Raw genomic sequence first — 24,802 nt, forward strand, 5'->3', positions numbered from 1 at the left:
TCGACCATTGTCGGCCTCTAACGCGGTTGGTGCCATTACGCCGGGAAAAGTTCGATGGCCACCTGAAAAAATCCGCAATGAAGGTGCCATTGATCTTTTTCCGTTTGCGCCCGCCGAGGCAGGCTGGTATCTGTACGCATAACCAGTACTCGCTTGCCATGGCCCCGAAATCACCGTGACTGCCAATCCCCTTGACGACCCGTTCTATTACCTCAACAACTTCCGCCAGGTGCTTGATTGGCTTGAGCTTCGTTACGCCGACGTGATGAGCGAAGCGGAGCACGCCTTCATCCGCGACTTCAAGGCACTGCCGCGCGGATCCCAGGGATTGCTGGTGCGGATGGTGATGCGCAAGGGTGTGCATTTTCGTGCCGGCAAGCTGAATTATCCGGAAATCGGCGACATCGCCGAAGCGGCGCAACCGCTGCTGGAGCAGGGCTGGCTCGATGAACAGGCACCGTTGTCGATGGCGGAACTGTTCGAGGTGCTGCTCAAGGCCGAGATCCTGCAAGCCTTCGGCCCGGCCATCGATCAGCCTAAAGGCAAGAAAGTCGACTGGTTGCCGCTGCTGCACGAACAATTCCCCGAGTCCCGCAGTTTCCTGCAATGGTGCCCAACGCTGGCGGATCGGCTGTTCAGCCTGACACTGATGGACCTGTGCGACCGTTTTCGCCTGATGTTCTTCGGCAACCTCTATCAGGACTGGTCGGAGTTCGTGCTCGCCGACCTCGGCATCTTCACTTACGAAAAAGTCGAATTCAGCGCTGATTCCCGGGGCTTGCGCAGCCGCGCGGACGTCGATGCCTGCCTGTTTCTGCACGACTGCCAGCTGTATTTCGAAGCCGGTGAGCCGCTGGAGCCGATCGTAGAGCAGGTCGCGGCGCTGCATTTCGACAACCCGTGGCTGCAACGCCGGCGCGGCAAGCTGTTGTTCCAGATCGGCCAATACTGCGAGCGCCTCGGCGAATTCGCTCTGGCCCTGAAGATCTATCGCGACTGCGCCTATCCCGGCGCACGATTGCGGATGATCCGTGTGCTGGAGCGCAGCGCCGAATACGCGCTGGCCCTGGAACTGGCGCTCATTGCCGAGCAGGCGCCGGAAACCGCCACCGAACAGCAGGGCCTGCAACGGGTTTTGCCGCGCCTGCGGCGCAAGCTCGGCGGGCCACCCATCAAGCGCACGGCACCCGGTCTGGTGGAGCGGCTGGATCTGCACCTGCCGCGTCTCGATCCGGCGTTGTCGGTGGAATATCACGTTCAGGCGCACCTGCACGAAGAAACAGGCCCGGTGCATTACGTGGAAAACAGCCTGATCAATTCACTGTTCGGCCTGCTGTGCTGGCCGGCGATCTTCGCGCCATTGCCGGGCGCATTCTTTCACCCGTTCCAGCGCGGGCCGGTGGATCTGCTCAACGAGGACTTCCAGCCCCGTCGCGCCGAGCTGTTTCAGGCCTGTCTGGCCGAACTCGACGATGGCCGCTATGCCGACACCATCCGCGCGCGGTTCGCCACCAAGTGGGGCGTGCAGTCGCCGTTCGTGTTCTGGGGCGCGCTCAATGAAGATTTGTTGGAACAGGCGCTGGCCTGTTTGCCGGCCGAACACCTCAAGCACTGGTTCAGCCGTCTGCTGCTGGACATCAAGGCCAATCGCGCCGGCATGCCCGACCTGATCCAGTTCTGGCCGCAGCACAAGACCTACCGGATGATCGAAGTCAAAGGCCCGGGCGATCGCTTGCAGGACAACCAACTGCGCTGGCTGGAGTTCTGCCACACGCACCGGATGCCGGTCGCCGTGTGTTACGTACAATGGGCGGAGCAGGGCGCTTGAGCTACAGCATCGCGGTGCGGGCGTTGTGCGAGTTCACCGCGAAAACCGGTGACCTCGACTTGCGCTTCACCCCGTCACCGACCGCGCTGGAGGGGATTGCCGGGCATCGCACGGTGGCGTCCCGGCGCAACGACGCGTACCAGAGCGAAGTGGCGCTAGAGGGCGCATTCGGGCCATTGAAGGTCAAGGGCAGGGCGGACGGCTACGACCCGACGCAGAACTGCCTGGAAGAGGTCAAAACCTACCGCGGCGACCTGAGCAAGCAACCGGCCAATCACCGTTCGCTGCATTGGGCCCAGGCGAAAATCTACGGCTGGTTGATGTGCTGTCGATTGCAGCTTGAGCAGATCAATCTGGCGCTGGTGTATTTCGACATCGTCACGGAAAAGGAAACCTGTCTGGTCGAGGCTTTCAACGCCGATACGCTGCGGCAGTTCTTCGAACAACAGTGCGGTTTGTTCCTGGCGTGGGCCGAACAGGAAATGTCCCACCGCGACGCGCGCAACCGGGCGGCGCAGCAGCTGGGTTTTCCCCATGCCACGTTTCGCCCCGGCCAGCGCCACCTTGCCGAATCGGTGTTCAAGGCTGTCAGCACCGGCCGCTGCCTGATGGCCCAGGCGCCGACCGGGATCGGCAAGACCCTCGGGACCCTGTTTCCGATGCTCAAGGCGTTGGCGCCGCAGCAACTGGACAAGGTCTACTTCCTCACCGCCAAGACACCCGGACGCAAACTGGCGCTGGATGCCGCGCAAGTGCTGTTCGATCACTGCGAAACCTTGCCCCTGCGGGTGCTGGAAATGGTCGCCCGGGACAAGGCCTGCGAGCACCCGGACAAGGCCTGTCACGGCGAATCCTGCCCGTTGGCCCAAGGCTTTTACGACCGCTTGCCCGCTGCCCGCGAAGCCGCCAGCCAATTACGTCTGCTGGATCAGGCCGCGCTACGAGACGTCGCGGCGCAGCACGCGGTGTGTCCGTATTACCTGAGCCAGGAAATGGCCCGCTGGGCCGACGTGGTGGTGGCGGACTACAACTATTACTTCGATTTCAGCGCGCTGCTGTTCGGTCTGGCCCAGTTCAATCAATGGAGCGTGGCGGTGCTGGTGGACGAGTCGCATAACCTGGTCGAACGCGGGCGGCAGATGTACAGCGCCACCCTCGATCAGGCGACACTGGGCAGCGTGCGCAAAACCGCCCCCGAGGCGTTGAAAAAATCGTTGCAGCGGGTCAACCGCGAATGGAACGCCCTGCACAATGACCAGTCGGCGCCGTATCAGGCCTACGACAAGGCGCCGGAAAAACTCTTGCAGGCACTCTCTTCCTGCACGGCGAGCATCGGCGACTACCTCAACGATCACCCGCAAGGGCTCGACAGCGCCTTGCAGAACTTCTACTTCGAGATGCTGCAGTTCGGCCGGGTGGCGGAATTGTTCGACGCGCATTACCTGTTCGACATCAGCAAGCGTGACCTCGAACGCAAACGCCCGCTGTCACAACTGTGCCTGCGCAACGTGGTGCCGGCGGCGTTCGTCGGCCCGCGTCTGAAGGCGGCGCGCAGCAGCGTGCTGTTTTCCGCAACCCTCAGCCCGCGCCACTATTACGCGGATTTGCTTGGCACGCCGGCCGACACGGTCTGGATCGATGTCGAGTCGCCGTTCAGCGCCGAACAATTGCAGGTGCAGATCGTCAGCCGGATTTCCACGCGTTTCACGCACCGTCAGGCATCGCTGGAGCCGATTGTCGAGCTGATCGCCCGCCAGTTCAGCGAACGTCCGGGCAACTACCTGGCGTTCTTCAGCAGTTTCGATTACCTGCAACAGGTCGCACAGTTGCTGGCCGAGCGGCACCCGCACATCACCCGCTGGCAGCAATCCCGAGGCATGACCGAAGGAGCGCGGCAGGATTTCCTCGATCAATTCACCGCCGACAGTCAGGGCGTCGGTTTTGCCGTGCTCGGCGGCGCGTTCGGCGAAGGCATCGATCTGCCCGGCGCACGGCTGATCGGCGCGTTCATCGCCACTCTCGGGCTGGCCCAGCTCAACCCGGTCAATGAACAGATGAAGCGGCGCATGGCCGCGATCTTCGGTGCCGGTTACGACTACACCTACCTGTTCCCCGGCGTGCAGAAAGTGGTGCAGGCCGCCGGACGGGTGATCCGCACCCAGCAGGATCGCGGCGTGGTGATGCTGATCGATGATCGCTTTGCCGAAAGCCGGATCCAGCAATTGTTGCCGCGCTGGTGGCAACTTGGTCTCACAGAAGCAGCTTTCCAATCCGCCGGTTTGACGCATACTCCAGTGATTGAAAAACTGTTTTGAGCCAAGCCTGATGAGCGAGAACAAGAAGTCCGCTGCGATCGAAGAGATGCGCTTTCGTTTGCTGATCGATGCGGTGGTTGATTATGCGATCTACATGATCGACCCCGAGGGGATCATTACCAGCTGGAACTCGGGCGCCAAGCGCTTCAAGGGATACGAAGAGGCGGAGATCCTCGGCGAACACTTTTCCCGGTTCTACACCGATGAAGACCGTGCCAACGGTTTACCGCAACGGGCGCTGGATACGGCGATCCGCGAGGGCCGGTTCGAGGGTGAAGGCTGGCGGGTACGCAAGGACGGCACGCATTTCTGGTGCCACGTGGTGATCGATCCGATTTTCAGCCCGAGCGGGCAACTACTCGGGTTTGCCAAGATCACCCGCGACCTGACCGACCGCAAGATGGCCGAAGAAACCCTCAAGCAGAGCGAACAACAGTTTCGTCTGCTGGTGCAGGGTGTCACCGACTATGCGATCTACATGCTCAGCCCCGAAGGCCGGGTGACCAACTGGAACCCCGGTGCCCAGCGGATCAAGGGTTACAAGCCGGATGAGGTCATCGGCAAGCATTTCTCGATGTTCTACACCCCGGAAGACCGTGAGGCCGGTGAACCCCAGCGTGCCCTGGAAACCGCGGTCCGCGAGGGCCGTTTCGAGAACAAGAGCTGGCGCCTGCGCAAGGATGGCACGCGGTTTCTGGCGCATGTGGTGGTCGATGCGATTCGCGGCGACACCGGCACCTTGCTCGGTTTTGCCAAGATCACCCGCGACGTGACCGAGGCTACCCAGGCGCAACAGGCTCTGGAGAAAACCCGTGAAGCGTTGTTCCAGGCGCAGAAAATGCAGGCTATCGGCCAACTCAGCGGCGGCATCGCACATGACTTCAACAATCTGCTGACGGTGATTCTCGGCAACCTGGAAATCGTGCGCAAACGCGTGGGCGACGACCCTAAAGTCAGCCGTCTGCTGGAGAACGCCACGCAGGGCGCGTTGCGCGGCGTGTCGCTCACCCAACGCATGCTGGCCTTCGCCCGGCGTCAGGAGCTCAAGACCGAACCAATTGAAATCCCGAAACTGGTGCAGGGCATCACCGGGCTGTTGCGCAGCTCACTGGGGCCGGGGATTCGCATCGAAACGCAGTTTCCCGAAGACCTGCAAGCGGTGCTGGCCGACAGCAACCAACTGGAGCTTGCGGTGCTCAACCTGGCGACCAACGCCCGTGACGCCATGCCCGAGGGCGGTAGCGTCACCATCAGTGCCGAACCCGAAGTGGTGCTTGAACAGCACGATTCGACAATGGCGGCAGGACGCTATGTCTGCTTGAGGGTGACCGATACCGGTGAGGGCATGGACGCTGAAACGCTGGCGTCGGCGACCGATCCGTTTTTCACCACCAAAGGCTTGGGCAAGGGCACCGGGCTGGGGTTGTCAATGGTCCATGGCTTCATCGAGCAACTGGGTGGCCGCTTCATTCTGAAAAGTACCCAGGGGCAGGGCACCACCGCTGAACTGTGGTTGCCGGTGGCTATCGACGGTGTTGTCGCCAAACCGCTTGGCCCGATGGTGTCCACCGATACAGTGCCGCGCCTCAGCGTACTGGTGGTGGACGACGACAGTCTGGTGCGCACCAGCACGGTCCTGCTGCTGGAAGACCTCGGCCATCGCGTGATCAGCGCCACCTCCGGTGCCCAGGCGCTGGAGCTGTTCGATCAGGGCGAGGTCATCGATCTGATGATCACCGACATGGCCATGCCGCAGATGAGCGGCGCGCAACTGGCTCATGCCGTGCGCCTGCTCAAGCCGGATCTGCCGATCATCCTCGCCACCGGTTATGCCGAGCGCCTCGAAGGTTTTGCAGCGGGCTTGCCGCGACTGTCGAAACCGTTCAATCAGCTGAATCTTGTAGAGATCATTGCCCAGTCGATGAAGTGAACCGGGGGCACAATCGGGCTGAACTTGTCCGAGACGTGGCGCCTCCAAACGCTTTGTTTCGGAGCGTTCCATCGTGCCACGCATATTGACCCAACCGACCGCCGAAGAGACCCTGAACGAACATAACGCCAAAATGTTCGGTTCACCCAAGGAGCGGCTGGATTTCTACCGACGGGAAATCCAGTACGAAACCAGCATCCTGGCCAACCGCACCGACGCCTACCTGGCGGCGCAATCGTTTCTGGTGATTGCCTTCGCGTCCTGCATGGCCAACCTCAACCCCGAGTGGGGCAAGTTGTTCACCCTGGTGGTGCCACCGTTTCTGGCCTTGCTCGGCCTGCTCAGTTCGCTCAATGCCTGGCCGGGGATTCGTGCCGCCTACGACATCATCGATCATTGGCATTTCAAGCAGAGTGAATTGCTGCGCAGCGAACCCCTGATGGGCCTGGCGTATGACGAATCGCCGCTGTTCAGCGAAATGGAGTCGAGCCACAAGGGGTATCGCAAGTCACTGCTGTTTTCCATTCGTACGCCGTGGATCTTTGCCACGTTCTGGATGTTGCTCGGCAGCTATGCCTTCTACATTCAGGTGACCAACCCGGGCAGTTGAAGTACCACCGTGCTCTTCGGGTTTGCCCGGTTTTTGACGCCGCTCGTAGCGGGCGAGAATCGGCTGGGTGCTGACGCCGTGCAGCAGAATGCTCAGCGCCACCACCGACAGGGTCAGGTCGGTACACAGCGTGGCCACGCTGTCGCCCAGCCCATGGTTCAGCGCATAGAAGAGGTAGAACAGACTGCCGATGCCACGAATGCCGAACCAGCCGATCAATAGCCGTTGGCGCCCCGCGAGCAGCGATCCCCACGGCATCAACCCCACGCAGACCGGGCGGATGACACAGAACAGCACGCCGCCGACCAGCAGCGCCCGCCAGTCCCAGTGACTGACCAGCACCACGCCCAGCAGGGTGACCAGAAACACCTCCATCGCCCGCTCGACCAGACCGCCGAAGGCGAGCATGTCGCCCATCATGATGCCGGCGGCCACCTGGCTGTCTTCCAGTCGTTCGGTATCGCCGTGTACCGCGTGTTGCGGCTCGACGTTCTGATGGCCGACCACCGGTTGCACCAGATGCTCGGCGGGCGGTTGGTGGGCGCCGGTGGATTTGACCTCTTCCTGACGCAATCCCAGTCCGGCGGCGAACACCGACAGAAAGCCGTAGCCACCGATGGCTTCGGCCACCACATAGGCCAGCGCGATCAACGCCAGCGCCAGATAGTCGTTGGGGCTGAGGGTGCTGTCATCGTTGCGGATGCGCAGTGACAAGGTCAGGCGGCCGATGCCGCGGCCCATCCAGTAACCGCAGAGCAATCCGGCGGGCACGGCCCAGAGCAGGCTGCGCAGCACCCAGTCGGGCCATTCGGCGGCAAAACCTTCACCGTTCAGCAGTAACAGGCCGAGGATCACGAAGGGAAAGGCTATCCCGTCATTGAGCCCGGCCTCACCGGACAGGCCGAACCGTACGCTGTCGACGTCCCGCGCATCGTTGACCTGCACCAGCGCCGCGAGCACCGGGTCGGTCGGGGCGAGGATCGAGCCGATCAGCAACGAAGGCCCCCACGGCATGTGCAGGCCAAAGTGCAACAGCAGGCACACGCCGATGATGGTCAGCACCATCACCGGCCCCGCCAGGCCGAATGCGATCCGCCAGCGCTTGTCGCGTAACGGCAAACGCAGCTTCAAACCGCAGACGAACAGGGAAAACAGCACCGCGACTTCTGTCAGGTGCTCCATCCACTTAGAGGCTTTATCCAACGGCAATTCCAGCAGATCGAGCCCGACCGGACCGATGCCGATACCCAGCAACAGACACACCGCCGACGTCGTCACCGGCATCCAGCGCAGGTACGACGACGTCAGTGCGAGGGTCAGCAGCACGGCGCCGAGTACGGCGACCCAAATGATGAAGGTCACGACGGGCGGCCCGCCGCGCCGGTTGGATGCCGCCGCGACATGACCGGCCTAGCTCACAGGTGTGCGCAGGTATTCCGGCGTCAGCACGTTGAACCACAGCAGAATCATCGACACCAACAACGTCACCAGCACCAGCAGCGCGACACCCCAGACGCTGGCCGAGTACAGCAGACCCTGTTCCTTGCGCTCGTGCATGAAGGTCGGCAGGCCGACGAACAACAGAAACGTCGAATAGATCGAGGCCGCGCCAAGCACCAGCACCGCCAGCCAGCGGCTCGGGTACAGGCCGGCGAGACCGGCAAGGAAAAACGGGGTGACGGTGTACGCCGCGAAACCGATGCACTGATTGAGCGTCGGCCGGGCATCAAAAGTGCGCGACATCCAGCGGATGAATCCGCCGATGATCGCCACGCCAACCACGATGGTGATGTAGAGCAGGACACTCAGCTGCAAAGCGCTGGCACTGCTGAGCCTGACGGTTTCACCCACAGCCAGGCTCCAGCCGACATAGGTGGTGCCAATGAACAGGCACACCGCCGGGACGAGGGCCAGCAACAACAGGTGAGCAAGGTAATGACGCGGATGCGCCTCTTCTTCGCGGCGGATGTCGGTCCAGGCGAAGTTCGGCTGGGTGAAGAGCTTGACGATAGGTGCGGACATGACAACCTCCTGATCTCTCGCAACCCGAACGGGCCATGAAGGTATGGAGAGGCCGTCTTGCCCAGCGGTTCACTTTTTTCGGCAGACGGTTCAGAGCATCGGTTTGCCGCCGGTCACGCCATAGCGCTGGCCGGTGATGTAGCTGGCTTCATCCGACGCCAGCAGCACGTAGATCGGCGCGACTTCCACCGGCTGGCCGGGCCGCCCGAGTGGCGTGTGCTCGCCGAAGTTCTGCACTTCCTCATCCGGCATGGTCGAGACGATCAGGGGCGTCCAGATCGGCCCCGGTGCCACGCAGTTCACGCGGATCTCCCGCGGGCCGAGCATCTGCGCCAGTCCGCCGGTGAAATTGGCAATGGCGCCTTTGGTGGTGGCGTAGGCGAGCAGGGTGGGTTTGGGCATGTCCGAGTTGACCGAACTGGTGTTGATGATCGAAGCGCCGGGGCCCATGTGTTTGATGGCGGCCTGACACAGGCGGAAGATCGCGGTGATGTTGACGTCGAAGGTCATCACCCATTCGTCGTCGGGAATCTCCTCGAAGGTTTCGTGGGTCATCTGGAAGGCCGCGTTGTTGACCAGCACGTCGATGCGGCCGAAGCGCTCGACGGTTTGGTCCACCAACGCCTGGCATTGGGCTTTCTGGGCAATATCACCGGGCAGCAACAGGCACTGGCGGCCGGCCTGCTCGACCCAGCGCGCGGTTTCCTTGGCATCTTCATGTTCATTCAGATAGGCAACCGCCACATCGGCACCTTCGCGGGCGAAGGCAATGGCCACCGCACGGCCGATGCCGCTGTCGGCGCCGGTGATCAGGGCGATCTTGCCGGCCAGCCGACCGGAGCCGGTGTAGCTTTGCTCGCCGCAATCGGGGTAGGGCTCCATCTTGCGCTGGGAGCCAGGAACCGCTTGCGCCTGTTTCGGGAACGGGGGTTTTGGATAGTCAGTCATCGTCAATCTCCGGGTCTCAGGGCAGGTAGGCCGGTTGACCCGGCCCGTTTGCGCTGAGTTCGATCGGATTGACGCTTGGGTTCGCCCTGACTTGATTACCGGGACTTGAGGGCTTGCTCCATTCGCGCAATGCCTTCTTCCAGCATCGAACGCGGACAGCCGAAGTTCAGGCGCACGAACTGCTGGCTGTGATCGCCAAAATCCAGGCCCGGGCTGAGGCCGACGCGGGCGTGGTCCAGGAAGAATTTCTGCGGGTCGTCCAGATCCAGCGCCGAGCAGTCGAGCCAGGCCAGATACGTGCCTTGCGGCACATTGATGGTCACGCCGGGCAAGCGGTTGCGCACGGCGTCCACCAGCCAGTCACGGTTGGCTTGCAGGTAGTGTTTCAGCGCTTCAAGCCATGGGCCGGCCTCGCTGTAGGCCACGCGCGTGGCTTCCATGCCCAGCGGGTTGACGCTGTCGACCATCCCGCAGCGGGCGTGGTTGACGCGTTCGCGCAGGGCGGCGTCCTGGATGATCATGAACGAGGTCTTGAGGCCGGCAATGTTGTAGGCCTTGCTCGCCGACATCAGGGTGATGGTGCGCCGGGCGATTTCCGGGCTCAGGGAGGCGGTCGGAATGTGTACGCGGCCGTCGTAGCACAGCTCGGCGTGGATCTCGTCGGAGATGATCCAGGCATCCTGCGCCATGCAGATGTCCGCCACCGCTTGCAGTTCTTCACGGCCAAAGACCTTGCCGATCGGGTTGTGCGGGTTGCTCAGCAGCAGGGCGCCGCCACCGGTCAGGGATTCACGCAGTGCGTCCAGCGGGGTGGCGTAGGTGCCGTCGGCCTGGGCGTTGAATTCCAGCTCGACCTTGTTCAGCCCCCAATGGCCCGGTGCATGGCGCAGCGGCGGGTAGTTCGGGGTTTGCACCACGACGTTCTGCTGCGGTTGCACCAGCGCCTTGAGCGCCATGTTGAAACCCGATTCGACACCTGGCAGGAAGATCAGCTCCTGCGGTTTGACCCGCCAGGCGAACTTGTTCCAGAGGTCGGCGACGATGGCCTCGCGCAGATTGTCCTGGGCCACGCTGTAGCCAACCAATGGGTGCAACAGGCGTTGTTGCAGCGCCTCGATGACCACCGGCGGCGCGGCGAAATCCATGTCAGCGACCCACATCGGCAACACGTCGGCCGGGTAGCGGCTCCACTTGGTGCTGCCGGTGTCGTGGCGGTCGAATACCTGATCAAAATCGAAAGTCATGCGCGGTCTCTGAAGGCGGAGATGGGTCGTGCCGGCGATGATAAACCTCCATCCCCTGTGGGAGCGAGCCTGCTCGCGATAGCGTCAGACCAAGCGCTACGAATGTGGATGTACCACCGTCATCGCGAGCAGGCTCGCTCCCACAAGGTTTGGGCTGACTTATGACCGAGGGGTGGCCGACGGTCGGTTTTCACACAGGCGGCGGGGGCTTTGTCTACAGTGAAAAGGTCGGCACTCGTGTGCCGCAACCGTGATTGTCCAGAACAAACCCGGCACCAGTACCGGGTTCCACCTGATCAGGAGTGCACGATGGATCTCAGCCGTCGTCAGTTCTTCAAGGTCGCCGGTATCGGCCTTGCAGGCTCTAGCCTGGGCGCGTTGGGCATGGCCCCGACGCAGGCCTTCGCCGAGCAGGTGCGCCACTTCAAGCTTGCCCACACCCATGAAACCCGCAACACCTGCCCGTATTGCTCGGTCGGTTGCGGCTTGATCATGTACAGCCAGGGCGATGCCGCGAAGAACGTTGCGCAAAACATCATCCATATCGAGGGCGACGCCGACCACCCGGTCAACCGCGGCACCCTGTGCCCGAAAGGCGCGGGCCTGCTGGACTTCATTCACAGCCCCGGCCGCTTGCAGTACCCGCAGGTGCGCAAGCCCGGCAGCAGCGAATGGACCCGGATCACCTGGGACGAAGCCCTCGACCGCGTTGCCGACCTGATGAAGGCCGACCGCGACGCCAATTTCGTCGAGCAGAACGCTCAGGGGCAGACGGTGAATCGCTGGCTGACCACCGGATTCCTCGCGGCGTCGGCAGCGTCCAACGAAGCGGGCTACATCACCCACAAGGTGGTGCGCAGTCTCGGCATGCTGGGGTTCGATAACCAGGCGCGTGTCTGACACGGTCCGACGGTGGCAAGTCTTGCCCCGACGTACGGCCGTGGAGCCATGACCAACACCTGGACCGATATCGCCAACGCGAATCTGATCCTGGTGATGGGTGGCAACGCAGCAGAAGCCCATCCTTGCGGCTTCAAATGGGTGACCGAAGCCAAGGCGCACAACGCCGCGCGGCTGATCGTGGTCGATCCGAGGTTTACCCGGACCGCGTCCGTGGCCGATTACTACGCGCCGATCCGCACCGGCAGCGACATCGCGTTCATGGGCGGGCTGATCAATTACCTGCTGACCGAGGACAAGATCCAGCACGAATACGTGCGCAACTACACCGACGTGTCGTTCATCGTCAGAGCCGGTTTCGGCTTCGAGGACGGGCTGTTCACCGGTTACGACGCGGCCAAACGCACCTACACCGACAAATCCACCTGGGGTTACGAACTGGGCGAGGACGGCTTCGTCAAAGTCGACCCGACCCTGCAGGACCCGCGCTGCGTCTATCAGCTGATGAAGCAGCATTACAGCCGCTACAACATCGACCTGGCGAGCCAGATCTGCGGCATGCCAGTCGATGCGATGCAGAAAATCTGGGAGGAAATCGCCACTTGCTCGACCCCGGGCAAGACCATGACCATTCTCTATGCGCTGGGCTGGACCCAGCACTCGATCGGCTCGCAGATCATCCGCAGCGCGGCGATGGTGCAACTGTTGCTCGGCAACGTCGGCATGCCCGGCGGCGGGGTCAATGCCTTGCGCGGACACTCGAACATTCAGGGCCTGACCGACCTCGGTCTGCTGTCCAACGCGCTGCCGGGTTACCTGACCTTGCCGACCGACGCCGAGCAGGATTACGCGGCCTACATCCATAAACGCACGCAAGTACCACTGCGGCCGGGGCAATTGTCCTACTGGCAGAACTACAGCAAGTTCCATGTCAGCCTGATGAAAGCCTGGTACGGCGCCAATGCAACCGCCGAGAACCAGTGGGCCTACAACTATCTGCCGAAACTCGACATCCCCAACTACGACATTCTCAAGGTGTTCGATCTGATGGGGCAGGGCAAGGTCAACGGCTATATGTGCCAGGGCTTCAACCCGATCGCCGCGTTGCCGGACAAGAACCGGGTGATGGCGGCACTGGCCAAGCTCAAATGGCTGGTGGTGATGGACCCGCTGGCCACCGAAACCTCGCAGTTCTGGGAACACGTCGGGCCATTCAACGATGTGAAGAGCGCCGACATCCAGACCGAAGTGATTCGCCTGCCGACCACCTGTTTTGCCGAAGAGGACGGCTCGCTGGTCAACAGCAGTCGCTGGCTGCAATGGCACTGGAAAGGTGCCGACGGCCCCGGCGAGGCGCGCACTGACGTGCAGATCATGAGTGCGCTGTTCCTGCGCCTGCGTGAGCGCTATCAGGCCGAGGGCGGCAAGTTCGCCGATCCGCTGTTGAAACTGTCGTGGCCGTACAAGATCGCCGAAGAACCCTCGCCGGAAGAGATCGCCAAAGAGGTCAACGGCTACGCCACCACTGACTTCACCGACGCCACAGGTGCGGCGATCAAGGGCAATTCGCAACTGGCCGGGTTCGCCCAGCTCAAGGATGACGGCAGCACCGCGTCCGGCTGCTGGATCTTCTGCGGCAGCTGGACCGAAGCCGGCAACCAGATGGCCCGCCGCGACAACAACGACCCGTACGGCATGCATCAGCATCAGGGCTGGGCGTGGGCCTGGCCGGCCAATCGGCGGATTCTGTACAACCGCGCCTCGGCGGACGTCGCGGGCAAGCCGTGGGATCCGAAAAAACGCCTGGTCTGGTGGAACGGCAAGACGTGGGGCGGTACCGACGTGCCGGACTACAAGGCCGACGTGCCGCCGGAAGCCGGGATGAACCCGTTCATCATGAACCCCGAAGGCGTGGCGCGGTTCTTCGCCGTCGACAAGATGAACGAAGGGCCATTCCCCGAGCACTACGAGCCGTTCGAAACGCCGATCGGCATCAACCCGCTGCACCCGGACAACAAGAAAGCCACCAGCAACCCGGCGGCGCGGATCTTCGATTCGGTGTGGGACAGCCTCGGCGTGGCCAAGGATTACCCGTATGCAGCGACCAGCTACCGGCTGACCGAGCATTTCCACTTCTGGAGCAAGCACTGCAAGTTGAACGCGATTGCCCAACCCGAGCAGTTCGTGGAAATCGGCGAAGTGCTGGCCAAGGAGAAGGGCATCGCTGCCGGCGACAGGGTGCGGGTCAGCTGCAAGCGCGGGTTCATTGAGGCGGTGGCGGTGGTGACCAAAAGGATCCGGCCGTTGCAGGTCAACAATCAGGTGGTGCACCAGATCGGCATTCCGCTGCACTGGGGTTTCACCGGCCTGACGCGCCACGGTTACCTGACCAACACCCTGGTGCCGTTCCTCGGCGATGGCAATACACAGACCCCGGAATCCAAGTCATTCCTGGTCAACGTGGAGAAGCTCTGATGGAGAATCTTTAGATGGCCAGCCAAGACATCATTGCCCGCTCGGCCACCACGACCCCGGCGCCTTCGATACGCGGCCAGGAACAGGTGGCCAAGCTGATCGACACCACCAAATGCATCGGCTGCAAGGCCTGTCAGGTCGCGTGCTCGGAATGGAACGAGCTGCGCGACGAGGTCGGCCACAACCACGGCACCTACGACAATCCGCAGGATCTGAGCGCCGATTCATGGACGCTGATGCGCTTCACCGAGCATGAAACCGACGCCGGCAACCTCGAATGGCTGATCCGCAAGGACGGCTGCATGCACTGCGCCGAGCCCGGTTGCCTGGCGGCGTGCCCCAGCCCCGGCGCGATCATCAAGCACGCCAACGGCATCGTCGATTTCGATCAGGACCACTGCATCGGCTGCGGTTATTGCATCACCGGTTGCCCGTTCAACATCCCGCGCATTTCGCAGAAGGATCACAAGGCCTACAAATGCACCCTGTGTTCGGACCGGGTGGCGGTGGGGCTGGAACCGGCCTGCGTGAAAACCTGCCCGACCGGGGCGATCGTGTTCGGCACCAAGGACGACATGAAAACCCACGCTGCCGAACGCATCGTCGACCTGAAAAGCCGTGGCTTCGACAATGCCGGCCTGTATGACCCGGCAGGCGTCGGCGGCACCCACGTCATGTACGTGCTGCACCACGCGGACACCCCGAAAATCTACGCCGGTCTGCCGGACAACCCAGAGATCAGCCCGCTGGTAGGTCTGTGGAAAGGCATCAGCAAACCGCTGGCGTTGCTGGCCATGGGCGCGGCGGTGCTGGCCGGGTTCTTCCATTACGTGCGGATCGGCCCGAACCGGGTCGAGGAAGATGAACATCCCGAACCGCCCGACACCTCGGTGCACGTTGTCGACCCGGCGGTGCACACCTTCGACCCACGCGGGGAGGGCCGGCCATGAGCAACAAGACGATACTGCGCTACACCGCCAACCAGCGCACCAATCACTGGCTGGTGGCGATTCTGTTCTTCATGGCCGGGCTGTCGGGGCTGGCGCTGTTTCATCCGTCGATGTTCTGGCTGACCCACCTGTTTGGCGGCGGGCCGTGGACGCGGATCCTGCACCCGTTCATGGGCGTGCTGATGTTCGTGTTCTTCCTTGGCCTGGTGTTTCGTTTCTGGCGCTCGAACTTCTTCATCGACAACGACTGGAAGTGGCTGCGACGCATTGACCGGGTGCTGGTCAACGACGAGGAAACCGTGCCGGCGGTGGGCAAGTACAACGCCGGGCAAAAGCTGCTGTTCTGGACTTTACTGCTGTGCATGCTCGGATTGCTGTTCACGGGGCTGGTGATCTGGCGCGCGTATTTCAGTCATTACTTCGGCATCACCACGATCCGCTGGGCGATGTTGCTGCACGCACTGGCGGGATTTGTGCTGATCCTGAGCATCATCGTTCACATCTATGCCGGGATCTGGATCAAGGGCTCGGTGGACGCGATGATGCACGGCTGGGTCAGCCGCGCCTGGGCCAGGAAACACCATGCACTCTGGTATCGCGAGGTGGAAAGCCAAGATCCGCCAGAGCGGCCGGTCACGAAAAAGGGCTGACGTTTGCCAACCATCCTTGAACCCGGAGAAATCGAAGCGGCGGCCAGTTCGCCGCCGTTTCTGCACCTGCCGCCGCACAACCTGTTCATGCTGCGGGCCCAGCGTCTGGAACGCTTGGCCGAAGAGCATCCGCTGGCCGATTACCTGCGCTTGATCGCCGGTTTGTGCCATGTCCAGCAGCAGATCCTCGATGATCCGCCCTCGACCGCGCCGCTTGATGAACAGCGGCTGGAAGTCTGCCGGCAACACGGCATGCCACCGTTCGCCGCCGACACCCTGATTCGCGAGGACATCTGGCAGCTGTATCTAGAGGCCTTGCTCCAGCGTTATTTCGCCCCCGAACAACCCGCGGTGGTCGAGGCCGTGACCACGCTGCGCATAGCCAACCCCGGCCAGTTGCGTGCCTGGGCCGTGGCGCTGGTCAGCGGCCAGTATTCGCTGGTGCCGGCGGCGCTGGTGCCGTTTCTCGGGGCGGCGCTGCAAGCGGCGTGGAGTCACTGGCTGCTCAGCGTTCCAAACCTGCAACTGACGCCCGGCGACAGCCTCAGCCAGTGCCCGGCCTGCGGTTCGCCGGCCATGGTGGGGGTGATCCGCCATCGCGGCAAGCACAACGGCCTGCGTTATCTGGTGTGTTCGCTGTGCGCCTGCGAATGGCATGTGGTGCGGGTCAAGTGCGTGTATTGCGAGCAGAGCAAAGGGCTTGAATACCTGAGCCTCGAGGATGACCGCCACGCCGCCAATCAGGCGCCGTTGCGCGCCGAAGTCTGTCCGGGCTGCAACAGCTACCTGAAGTTGCTGTATCTGGAGAACGACGGGGAGGGCGAGGCGCTGTCGGCGGATCTGGGCAGTCTGTTGCTCGACATGCGCCTGGCTCAGGACGGTTATCAGCGCTTGGCGCCAAATCTGCTTTTGGCACCCGGCGACGAATAACCCTCAGCGATGGGGCAATTCAACCCGTGCGCGTAAGCCGCCGCTGCGGCGATTGCGCAAACTGAGTTCGCCACCCTGTTCACGAATGATTCCCCGTGCCGCCGAAAGACCGAGCCCGACGCCACCGGTGTCGCGGTTGCGCGAGGTCTCGAGACGGAAAAACGGATCGAACACCCGCTCCAGCGCGTCCTCGGGAATCCCCGGCCCCTCGTCAATGACCTCGATGCGAATCGATGCGTCATCGCAACTGAGCACCACACTCGGGCGCTGTCCGTATTTCACGGCGTTATCCAGCAGATTGACGATGACCCGTTTGATGCCCAGCGGCCGGCCGTCATACACCACATGTGCCGGACCTATGAAACCGATGTCGAGGTGCTGATCGCGGTAGTCATCGACGATGGTTTGCAGCAACTCCGACAGATCGAACGCGGTGGATTGCTCCAGGTGGGTATCTTCCCGGAAGAACGCCAGGGCGGCGTTGATCATCGATTGCATTTCCTCGATGTCACGGATCAGTTTGCCCTGATGGTCGAGGTCTTCCATGAATTCGCTGCGTAGACGCATCCGGGTCAGCGGCGCACGCAAGTCGTGGGAAATGGCGGCCAGCATGTGCGTGCGTTCGCCGATGAAATGCTGGATCTGCGCCTGCATCGTGTTGAAGGCGACGATGGCCTGACGGATTTCGTGCGGGCCTTCGAGATGGATCGGCGGCGCTTTCAGGTCCCCGCCGAAACGCCGCGCGGCATGGGCAAAGCGCTGTAACGGCTGGGCCAGTTGCCGTGTGGCGAGCCAGGCGACCAGCAGCGTGGCGACCAGTCCCAGGGCAACGATCACGGCAATCCGCACGTTCAGGCTCAGGCCCCAACTGCGCTCCGGCGGCGTGAAAGACAACCAGCTGTTGTCCGCCAACCGCACCAGCGCCATGTAATGCGCGCGAGGGCTGCCGGCGGGCCAGTCATCGGGGTTGAATACGTCGATCTGTCGGTCATCGCCAAGCAACTGCCGCAGCGCCGGCACTTTTCCAGTCTCGACCTGTTCGCCTTCCCCCGGCAGACCGAAGTCGACCCGACGGGGATTCCACAGCACTTCAAGCATCGGGCTGCTGGCGGCGCTGGCCAGTTGCGGGCGCAAGTTTGCCGGCGCTGCCTCGATCACTCGGGTGGTGGCGGCAATCTGTTCCAGCAGCCCGGTGCGCTCGATCGGCGGCCGGGCCCAGATCCCCGCAACCTGAACGAACAGCGCATTGAGCAGCAGAGAAGCGAGCATCGCCGCGACGATCGTCAGGGCAATCCGCCGACTGAGGGTGTCGCGCCGCAGCATCCGGCCGATCATGAGCGGCTGACCTTGGCGGTGAACATGTAGCCGCCGTTGCGCACGGTGCGGATCAGGTCCGGGCGTTTGCTGTCCGGTTCGATCTTGCGCCGCAGCCGACTGATCTGCACGTCGATGCTGCGGTCATAGGCGTCGTGGCCCTGGCCGTGGGTCAGGTCGATCAGTTGTTCGCGGGTCAGAATGCGTTGCGGATGTTCGAGCAACACCAGCAACAGGTCGAATTCGCCGGCGGACATCGGAATCATCACGCCTTCGGGCGAGCGCAGTTCGCGGCAGGTGATGTCCAGATGCCAACCGGCGAAGGCCATGACCGGCCGTGAAGGCTCGGCGCCGGACGGCGTGCTCTCACCGACCCGACGTTGCAGGGCGCGCACCCGGGCCAGCAGTTCCTGTGGGGCGAAGGGCTTGGTCAGGTAGTCGTCGGCGCCCAGTTCCAGGCCGACAATGCGGTCGCTGAGTTCGGCCATGGCGGTGAGCATGATGATCGGGATGCCCATCTGCGCCCGGACCTTCTGGCACAGGCTCAAGCCTCCCTCGCCGGGCATCATCAGGTCGAGAATGATCGTGTCCGGCCGCGCCTGCGCAATGGCCGCCCACATGGCCTCGCCATGGGCGGCGACATCGACCTGATAGCCGTGCTGAACGAAGAATTTCTTCAGCAAGGACAGAATTTCCCCGTCGTCATCGACGATCAGCAATCTGCTCACGTTTACGCAATCCATGAACCCAAAAAGAAGCGCATCTAAAACCATTTCGATTCGCCGGTCATATATTTCAATCCTGCAACATTCCTTCAGCGCGGACATCAGCCGGACATCGTCGGGCAAACATCCGCAGGCACTCTGCACGCCTTCCAACCAAGGGGGCTCAACATGAAGGACATGAACAGCGGCTACATCACCCGGGACCATGGCGCCGTGCGTCCGTTGATCCTGACCCAGCGCACCACCGCACCGGGCCCGGACACGCCGATCCTGTTCCAGGAGACGTGCCTGGGGCTGGCCAACGATCAGAGCCAGTTGATTCTGCGCCGCTATTTCGAACGGTTCAGCCCGACCGAGGCCCATTGGGTCGAATACCTGCACACGATTCCTACCGCCGAATTCATCCAATGGATCATGACCCACGGCCAGTTGCGCATCGAATGCTCCGACAACACCCCGCACAACCACGTCCACGCCTGAAAAAGGAAACACCCTCGATGAGTAACCATCGCTCACTGGCCGTGTTGTTTGCCGCCACCCTCAGCCTGTCGGCGTGCAGCAGCAAGAAGCTTCCGACCGAACCGCAGGCCGGGTTTCTACGGGATTACAGCGTGCTCAAGGAAGGGCAGACCGCTTCGGGGCAGAAGATTCTGAGCTGGGTCAGCCCGACATTGGCGAGGGGGCGCTACACCCAGGTTTATCTGGCGCCGAGCCAGTTCTATCCACGGCCCCAGCCTTCGCCGCGCATTCCCCAAAGTACCTTGTCGGGCGTGACGCATTATTACGACGCAGCCCTCAGGCTGGAGCTGGGCAAGGTGCTGCCGCTGGCATCAAAACCCGGTCCGAACACGCTGATCGTCAAACCGGCCATCACCCAGGTTGCCGCCAGTACTCAGGGCCTGCGCTTTTATGAATGGCTGCCGGTGACGCTAGTCGCGGCCGGGGTGAGCACCGCTACCGGCATTCGTGACCGGGACAGCGAGATCGCCACGGAAGTGTCCTTCGAGGATGGTTCGACCGGGGAGGTCGTGGCCGAGGTGGTGCGCAAGGGCAAGGGAATACCGTTGGAAAACGACAAACAGGTCATGACGCCCGATAACGTGAAAGCCGTACTCGATGGATGGGCCACGGACCTGAGTCAAACCTATGTACCGGTTCAGAGGGCCGCGCTGCGCTAGAAGCAGGGTGGTCTAACATCATCAGGCGTATTTCGATTTCGGGAGTGCCTGATGTCCGTGAGTGTTGCCCTGCGGTTACCGTCGATTGACAGCCTGTTGCGCCACCCCGCGTGCCAGCCATTGGCCGAGCGTTATGGGCGTGAGGCGCTGTTGACGGGGTTTCGCCAGTTACTGGATGACTTGCGCGAAGCGGTGGTGGCGGGGCAATTGACCGCCGTTGAAATCAGCCCTGAAGCGCTGGCGGGAAGGGTTGCCGAACGTCTTGCGCTCAAGCAGCGCAGCCAGGTGCGTCGGGTGTTCAACCTGACCGGCACGGTGCTGCACACCAACCTCGGGCGCGCCTTGTTGCCCGAAGAAGCCATCGACGCGGTGCAGCTCGCGGCACGCTACCCCTTGAATCTGGAGTTCGATCTGGCCAGCGGCAAGCGCGGTGACCGCGACGACCTGATCGAAGGCCTGATCCGCGAACTCACCGGCGCCGAAGCCGTGACCGTGGTCAACAACAATGCCGCCGCCGTGCTGCTGACCCTCAACAGCCTCGGCGCGCGCAAGGAAGGCATCATTTCCCGGGGCGAGCTGATCGAGATCGGCGGCGCGTTCCGCATCCCCGACATCATGAGCCGCGCTGGCGTGCGCCTGCACGAGGTCGGCACCACCAACCGCACCCATGCCCGCGACTACGAAGCCGCAATCGGCCCCCGCAGCGGCCTGATCATGCGCGTGCACGCGAGCAACTACAGCATCGAAGGCTTCACCGCCCGGGTGCCGACTTCCGAACTGGCGACATTGGCCCATCGGCATGACCTGCCGCTGCTCGAAGACCTGGGCAGCGGCAGTCTGCTGGACCTGACCCGCTGGGGTCTGCCAGCGGAACCGACGGTGCGTCAGGCGCTGCTCGATGGCGCCGACATCGTCACCTTCAGCGGCGACAAATTGCTCGGCGGGCCGCAGGCGGGGGTGATCGTCGGGCGCAAGGACTTGATCGCGAAGATCAAGAAAAACCCGCTGAAACGCGCCTTGCGGGTCGACAAACTGACCCTGGCCGCACTCGAAGCGGTGCTCGGACTCTATCGCGACCCGGATCGTCTGGCCGAGCGCTTGCCGAGCCTGCGCCTGCTGACCCGCCCGCAAGCCGAGATTCTGGTCCAGGCCGAACGCCTGCAACCGGCCTTGGCCGAACTGCTGGGCGAGGGCTGGACCGTCACGGCGGAGCCTGCGTTGGGCATGATCGGCAGCGGCAGCCAACCGGTGGCGCGTCTGCCAAGCGCAGCATTGTGTCTGCGCCCGCAAGTATCGAAACGCCTGCGCGGCCGTTGCCTGCTGAATCTGGAAGCCGCGCTGCGCGCCTTGCCGATCCCGGTGCTCGGACGCATTGATGACGATGCGTTGTGGCTAGATCTGCGGCAACTCGACGATGAACCGGCGTGGCAAGCGCAACTCGGGCAGTTGCCAACGTGATCGTCGGCACGGCAGGGCACATCGACCACGGCAAGACGTCGCTGCTTGAAGCGCTGACCGGGCAGACCGGCGACCGCCGCCCGCAGGAGCGCGAACGCGGGATGACCATCGACCTCGGTTATCTGTACGCAGAACTGGCGCCCGGCGCCGGACTGACCGGTTTCATCGACGTGCCGGGCCACGAGAAATTCACCCACAACATGCTGGCCGGGGCGCAAGGCATCGATCTGGTGTTGCTGGTGGTGGCGGCGGATGACGGCGTGATGCCGCAGACCCGCGAACATCTGGCGATTGTCGAGCTGCTGGGCATTCCACGGGCGTTGGTGGCAATCACCAAGTGCGACCGGGTCGAGGCGGGCAGGGTGGACGAGGTTCGCCGGCAAGTTGAAAGCCTGCTGGCAACCGGGCCCTATGCCGAAGCACCGCTGCTGACGGTTTCCAGCGTGACAGGCGAGGGCGTCGACGCGCTGCGCGAAGCGTTGCAGCAAATAGAAAGCGAGGAGCGCAGTCGCGAAGGCGGATTTCGCCTGGCCATCGACCGGGCGTTCAGCGTCGCCGGCGCCGGTATCGTGGTGACGGGGACGGCGCTTTCGGGCTCGGTCGCCGTGGGGGACAAGCTCAGCCTCGGCCCGGCGGGCAAAACCGTGCGGGTCAGGGGCCTGCATGCGCAGAATCAAGCCGCCGAACAAGCCTTCGCCGGCCAGCGCGTGGCCCTGAACATCAGCGCGGATCGTCTGGAACTCGGGCAGATCCATCGCGGCCAATGGTTGCTCGCCGAATGGCTGCACGCACCGACCCAGCGGCTGGACATCGAATTCCGGCTGCTGCCGGGCGAGCGGGTTTTCCAGCACTTCCAGCCAGTGCACCTGCACCTCGGCACGCAGGACGTGATCGCCCGGGTCGCCTTGCTGGAGGGTTCAAGCCTGGCACCTGGCGAGCGCATGTTTGCGCAACTGCTGACCAACGTCCCGGTGCACGGCGTCCACGGTGATCCGCTGATCCTGCGTGACGCCAGCGCCCAGCGAACGCTCGGCGGCGGGCGTGTGCTCGATCCTTTCGCCCCGGCCCGCCAACGGCGCAGCCCGGAACGGCTGGCGCAACTGCGTGTGCTGGCGATCAGCTCCGAGCTGGAACAGGCTTTGCCGACGCTGCTGGAATACAGCGAAAGCGGCCTCGATCCGCAGCGCCTGGAGCGCCAGTTCAATCGTCCGCGTGACAGTTGGTCACTGCCGGAAAACGTTCGCCTGATCGAAACCCGTCAGGGCCCGGTGCTGTTCAATGCGCAGCGCTGGGGCATGCTCAAGTTCACTTTGCTGGAACAGCTGGCGCGCTTTCATGAGCTGGAGCCCGATCAGATGGGCCCGGACCGCGACCGTCTGCGGCGTTTCAGCGGTTTGAGCCTCGAACGCGCGACCTTCATCAGCCTGCTGGAAGAACTGCTCGGCGCCGGTTCACTGGTCGCCAGCGGCCCGTGGCTGCATTTGCCAGATCATCAGGTGCGCCTGAGCGCCGACGACGAAACCCTGTGGCAGGCGCTGCAGCCATTGTTCGAGCAGGCTGGTTTCGATCCGCCGTGGGTTCGTGATGTGGCGAAAGTCGTCGGTCAGGAAGATGCGATCGTGCGTTTGCTGCTGCGCAAACTGGCGCGCCTTGGCGTGATGCATCAAGTGGTGCGCGACCTGTTTGTCACCGACATCACGCTGCGGCAAATGGCGGCAGTGCTGCTGCGCCTGGCCGAAGAAAATCCGCAGATCGAAGTCACGGCATTCCGCGATGCGCTAGGCTTGGGACGCAAGCGCAGTATTCAGATCCTTGAATACTTCGATCGGCTGGGCCTGACCCGGCGCGCCGGCGAAGGCCGGCAAATCCGCATCGACAGTGCGCTGGCCAACCCCGGCGCCGACTGAGTTCAAGGAAGGCAATCGCGCCCGGTGGCGCGGCCGGGCTTCAAACCCGGTTGGGGACGGCATCCGTTCCCGGGCAGGTTCGACTCCGGCTGCCTTCCGCCAATTTCCCTCAAAAGCCCAACGGGTACTGGATCACCACGTAGATCCGGTCGATGTCATCGCCCGCCTGGGCGCTGTTGGCCCGGTGCGAAACATGGGACAGCTGCAGCGACAGATCCTTGGCCGCGCCGGACTGGACGATGTAGCGCAGATCGATGTCGCGCTCCCAGTGTTTGCCGCCGTCCCCTTGCTGTGGCTGGTATTGGCCGCTGTCCGCGTCAAACGGGTTATAGGCGCCGCCCTTGGGCGCGTGGGTGCCGTCGATATGACTGCCGGCGACGTAGCGGGTCATGAAATTCAGCCCGGGAATGCCGAAGGCCCCGAGATCGAGGTCGTAGCGCGCTTGCCAGGAGCGCTCGTGGGCACCGTTGAAGTCGGCGTATTTGATCGAGTTGGCCAGGTAAATCGAATCGCCACCGACAAAATCGAACGGCGTGTCGCCATTGATGCGTTGCCAGCCGAGCATCACCGCGTGGGCACCGAAGGTGTATTTGCCCGAGAGGCTGAACGCGGTGTTGTCGATGTCGCCGGCCAGTGCCTGACCGGTGTCGCGGGTGTGGTAGACGTTGGCGTCGAGCAGCAGACCGGACTGTTTGAAATGCAGGTTGGCGTAGTACTGGCGCCAGGTGTCGCTCAGGTCGGACGCATACAGCGCACCGCCCACCGGGCTGTCGCTGAACAGGTCGGTGCCGATGAAGCTGATGCTTTCGCCTTGGGTGCTGGCGCCATAGCCCTGAAAGTCGCCTTTGCCGGAAGAACTGTCCTGATTCTTGAACGTCGTGAAACGCCCGGCCACAACGCGCGCGTTATCGATCTCGCGGCTGTCGAGCAGAAACCCCGTGGCATATTCCGGTTGCAGGCGCTTGTCCGAGGTGTCGAACACCGGCGTTTCCACGGTCATTTCACCGAAGGCGAGGGTGGTCGTCGAAGTCTTCAACTTCAGCGCACCACCGGCGCTGGAATAGTCGCTTTCACTACGGCCGTCACTGTCCACCGGCAACAGTCCCGTGCCGGAGTGCCCTTTGCCGCCATCGAGTTTCAGACCATAAAAGGCGTGGGCATCGAGGCCAAATCCAACGGTTCCTTCGGTGAAACCGGATGCGAAAGTGCCGATAAACCCCTGAGCCCATTCCTGTTTGTAGTTTTTCCCGGCGGGAGAGGGCGAGCGGTAGTCGTTGCTCAGGTAGAAGTTGCGGCTGAGCACTTCGGTCTTGGCGTCGTCGAGAAAACCGCTGGCGAATGCCGAGTCGGCCATTGCGCAATACAACAGTGCCAGGGCGAAACGCGGTTGCATGAAACCTTTCATGTGTCAGTGACCG

General features: G+C 62.8%; 19 protein-coding genes and 1 tRNA gene. 13 read left to right on the forward strand and 7 right to left on the reverse strand.

The window, feature by feature from the left end; all coding sequences use genetic code 11:
* Window positions 1–175: 175 nt before the first annotated feature.
* The 4 genes from ABTV87_RS14605 to ABTV87_RS14620 all read left to right on the forward strand — a co-directional run bounded on the left by ABTV87_RS14605 (window position 176) and on the right by ABTV87_RS14620 (window position 6,683).
* On the forward strand, window positions 176–1,828 hold the full coding sequence (locus ABTV87_RS14605) for a VRR-NUC domain-containing protein (RefSeq protein WP_258711717.1): 1,653 nt from the start codon (window positions 176–178) through the stop codon (window positions 1,826–1,828).
* On the forward strand, window positions 1,825–4,143 hold the full coding sequence (locus ABTV87_RS14610) for an ATP-dependent DNA helicase (RefSeq protein ID WP_258711718.1): 2,319 nt from the start codon (window positions 1,825–1,827) through the stop codon (window positions 4,141–4,143). The genes ABTV87_RS14605 and ABTV87_RS14610 overlap by 4 nt, the downstream gene beginning before the upstream one ends.
* Window positions 4,144–4,153: 10 nt before the next feature.
* On the forward strand, window positions 4,154–6,073 hold the full coding sequence (locus ABTV87_RS14615; RefSeq protein ID WP_258711719.1) for a hybrid sensor histidine kinase/response regulator: 1,920 nt from the start codon (window positions 4,154–4,156) through the stop codon (window positions 6,071–6,073).
* 73 nt (window positions 6,074–6,146) lie between these two features.
* The gene (locus ABTV87_RS14620) at window positions 6,147–6,683 is read left to right on the forward strand and encodes a hypothetical protein (RefSeq protein WP_007951411.1); all 537 of its coding nucleotides are present in this window, start codon (window positions 6,147–6,149) and stop codon (window positions 6,681–6,683) included.
* Here the strand turns inward: ABTV87_RS14620 and ABTV87_RS14625 are convergent.
* The 4 genes from ABTV87_RS14625 to ABTV87_RS14640 form a co-directional block, all read right to left on the reverse strand.
* On the reverse strand, window positions 6,582–8,045 hold the full coding sequence (locus ABTV87_RS14625) for a cation:proton antiporter (RefSeq protein ID WP_258711720.1): 1,464 nt from the start codon (window positions 8,043–8,045) through the stop codon (window positions 6,582–6,584). The two genes, ABTV87_RS14620 and ABTV87_RS14625, sit on opposite strands and share 102 nt — an antisense overlap.
* A 48-nt stretch (window positions 8,046–8,093) precedes the next feature.
* On the reverse strand, window positions 8,094–8,705 hold the full coding sequence (locus ABTV87_RS14630; RefSeq protein WP_085603717.1) for a Yip1 family protein: 612 nt from the start codon (window positions 8,703–8,705) through the stop codon (window positions 8,094–8,096).
* A gap of 90 nt (window positions 8,706–8,795) precedes the next feature.
* Window positions 8,796–9,653 carry a glucose 1-dehydrogenase gene (locus ABTV87_RS14635; protein WP_007951408.1) on the reverse strand — a complete coding sequence of 286 codons (858 nt, stop codon included), beginning with the start codon at window positions 9,651–9,653 and terminating at the stop codon, window positions 8,796–8,798.
* A 95-nt stretch (window positions 9,654–9,748) separates the two neighbouring features.
* On the reverse strand, window positions 9,749–10,897 hold the full coding sequence (locus ABTV87_RS14640; RefSeq protein ID WP_433897794.1) for a MalY/PatB family protein: 1,149 nt from the start codon (window positions 10,895–10,897) through the stop codon (window positions 9,749–9,751).
* 309 nt (window positions 10,898–11,206) lie between these two features.
* Between ABTV87_RS14640 and fdnG the strand changes: the two genes are divergently transcribed.
* From fdnG to fdhE, 4 genes are read left to right on the forward strand one after another with little or no spacing between them, the layout of a single operon-like run.
* Window positions 11,207–14,272 carry a formate dehydrogenase-N subunit alpha gene (gene fdnG, locus ABTV87_RS14645; protein WP_433897795.1) on the forward strand — a complete coding sequence of 1,022 codons (3,066 nt, stop codon included), beginning with the start codon at window positions 11,207–11,209 and terminating at the stop codon, window positions 14,270–14,272.
* A 14-nt stretch (window positions 14,273–14,286) separates the two neighbouring features.
* Window positions 14,287–15,222, forward strand: a complete 936-nt coding sequence (gene fdxH, locus ABTV87_RS14650) for a formate dehydrogenase subunit beta (protein WP_236188551.1) — start codon at window positions 14,287–14,289, stop codon at window positions 15,220–15,222.
* Entirely contained in the window at window positions 15,219–15,872 is a 654-nt protein-coding gene (locus ABTV87_RS14655) for a formate dehydrogenase subunit gamma (protein WP_064381623.1), read from the forward strand. Before fdxH ends, ABTV87_RS14655 begins: the two co-directional genes overlap by 4 nt.
* Window positions 15,873–15,875: 3 nt before the next feature.
* Entirely contained in the window at window positions 15,876–16,802 is a 927-nt protein-coding gene (gene fdhE, locus ABTV87_RS14660) for a formate dehydrogenase accessory protein FdhE (protein ID WP_433897796.1), read from the forward strand.
* A 3-nt stretch (window positions 16,803–16,805) separates the two neighbouring features.
* Here the strand turns inward: fdhE and ABTV87_RS14665 are convergent, their stop codons facing one another.
* Both ABTV87_RS14665 and ABTV87_RS14670 read right to left on the reverse strand, forming a co-directional pair.
* Window positions 16,806–18,137, reverse strand: a complete 1,332-nt coding sequence (locus tag ABTV87_RS14665) for an ATP-binding protein (protein ID WP_433897797.1) — start codon at window positions 18,135–18,137, stop codon at window positions 16,806–16,808.
* Window positions 18,134–18,859 (reverse strand): response regulator, encoded by a 726-nt coding sequence (locus ABTV87_RS14670; RefSeq protein WP_433897798.1) that lies wholly within the window; start codon window positions 18,857–18,859, stop codon window positions 18,134–18,136. Before ABTV87_RS14670 ends, ABTV87_RS14665 begins: the two co-directional genes overlap by 4 nt.
* A gap of 150 nt (window positions 18,860–19,009) precedes the next feature.
* Between ABTV87_RS14670 and ABTV87_RS14675 the strand changes: the two genes are divergently transcribed.
* From ABTV87_RS14675 to ABTV87_RS14695, 5 genes are all read left to right on the forward strand, one after another.
* Window positions 19,010–19,321, forward strand: a complete 312-nt coding sequence (locus ABTV87_RS14675; protein WP_007951398.1) for a hypothetical protein — start codon at window positions 19,010–19,012, stop codon at window positions 19,319–19,321.
* 17 nt (window positions 19,322–19,338) lie between these two features.
* Complete coding sequence (locus ABTV87_RS14680) at window positions 19,339–20,019, forward strand: DUF3313 domain-containing protein (RefSeq protein WP_433897799.1); 681 nt, start codon at window positions 19,339–19,341, stop codon at window positions 20,017–20,019.
* Window positions 20,020–20,070: 51 nt separating this feature from the next.
* A complete protein-coding gene (gene selA, locus ABTV87_RS14685) occupies window positions 20,071–21,477 on the forward strand; it encodes an L-seryl-tRNA(Sec) selenium transferase (protein WP_433897800.1) in 1,407 nt (468 codons plus the stop codon).
* Window positions 21,474–23,384, forward strand: a complete 1,911-nt coding sequence (gene selB, locus ABTV87_RS14690; protein ID WP_433899861.1) for a selenocysteine-specific translation elongation factor — start codon at window positions 21,474–21,476, stop codon at window positions 23,382–23,384. Before selA ends, selB begins: the two co-directional genes overlap by 4 nt.
* A gap of 6 nt (window positions 23,385–23,390) precedes the next feature.
* Window positions 23,391–23,486, forward strand: a tRNA-Sec gene (locus tag ABTV87_RS14695).
* Window positions 23,487–23,493: 7 nt separating this feature from the next.
* Here the strand turns inward: ABTV87_RS14695 and ABTV87_RS14700 are convergent.
* Entirely contained in the window at window positions 23,494–24,777 is a 1,284-nt protein-coding gene (locus tag ABTV87_RS14700; RefSeq protein ID WP_258711728.1) for an OprD family porin, read from the reverse strand.
* Window positions 24,778–24,802: the final 25 nt, after the last annotated feature.

Origin of the sequence: Pseudomonas sp. PSE1(2024), from assembly GCF_050990555.1 — a bacterium.
Classification (GTDB): domain Bacteria; phylum Pseudomonadota; class Gammaproteobacteria; order Pseudomonadales; family Pseudomonadaceae; genus Aquipseudomonas; species Aquipseudomonas aphyarum.